Source organism: Sphingomonas sp. Ag1 (genome assembly GCF_000980895.1).
In the GTDB taxonomy this organism is placed as follows: domain Bacteria; phylum Pseudomonadota; class Alphaproteobacteria; order Sphingomonadales; family Sphingomonadaceae; genus Sphingomonas; species Sphingomonas panaciterrae.
On record NZ_LAZX01000007.1, the window covers coordinates 1 to 1,184 of the forward strand.

The window sequence follows — 1,184 nt, forward strand, 5'->3', positions numbered from 1 at the left end:
CCTGCTCCGCCCCCGCTCCCCGGTCAGGAGCGGCAAGCGGCGCCAGTCTTATTCACTGATCGCCGAGATATTCGGCCAGCGGCGTATCCAGCGGGGGCCGGCGCTCGTCTCGCTCGGCGGCGTCGATCCGCTCGAACGCATTCTGGACATAGCGCACACCGACCCAGCGGAACGGCTCGATCTCCCATTTGGGCGTGCGGCGGCGGTGGAAGGGCAGTTCCTCCAGCCCCGTGCTCCATCCGCCGATCAGCCCGGCGAGCAGCCGCGCGGCGAGCGCGCTGGTCGAGACGCCGCGCCCGGTATAGCCGTGGAGCGACGCGATCCGCGTGCTCTGGTCGAAATGGACGGTCGGCAGCCAGTCGCGCGGCACGCCCAGGAAGCCGCCCCATTGATGGGTGAATTCGACTTCGCCGAGCTGCGGCCACCATTCGTGGACGTTGCGGCGCATCGATTTAAACGTCGCCTCGTCGGTGATCGCGCTTTCCGAGAGCGCCGATCCGAACAGATAACGCGCGCCGCGGCTGCCAAACAGGATGCGGCCGTCCGCCGTGCGGGTGAGATAGTTCTTGGTGTGGACCTGCGAACTGAGGCTCTCGCCCCCCGCCCAGCCAACCGCCTGCCATTGCGCATCGCTGAGCGGCTCGGTCAGCACGATCATCGACGACATGGGCAGCAGCGTGCGGCGATATCCCGGCACCTGCGCCAGATAGGCCTCCGCCGCCGTGACCACGGCGCGGCGGGCGACGACCGTGCCGCGCGTGGTGGTGATGCCGGACTGCGGCGCGGCGTTGACCGACAGCGCGGTCGTATCCTCGTAGATGACCGCGCCCATCCGCTCGACGAGGCGCGCAAGCCCGCGCACGAGGCGGCCGGGATGCACGTTGGCACCGGCGGCCGTTTCCAGCGCGCCGAACAAGTGCGTCGCATGAACGCGCTCATGCGCCTCGGCCGCGTCGATCACCCGGTTGCCGCGGTCGAGCCCCAATGACTGATAGGTGGCAAGCGTCCGGCGCAGGCCGGCCATCTGCCCCTCGCTCCGCGCCAGGCTGAGGAGGCCCGTTTCGCGGAAATGCGCGTCGATGCCCTCTTCGAGCAGGGTGGCGCCGATCTCCTTCACCACCGCCTGCTGCGCGAGGATGGTGTTGCGCGCCATGGCGGGGCCGAAGCGGCGGATCAGCGCGCCG

General features: G+C 69.8%; 1 protein-coding gene. It reads right to left on the reverse strand.

The window, feature by feature from the left end:
- Positions 1-52 precede the first annotated feature (52 nt).
- The coding region (locus tag XM50_RS00070) for an NAD(P)/FAD-dependent oxidoreductase (protein ID WP_046406280.1) at positions 53-1,184 on the reverse strand (1,132 nt) is incomplete at its 5' end.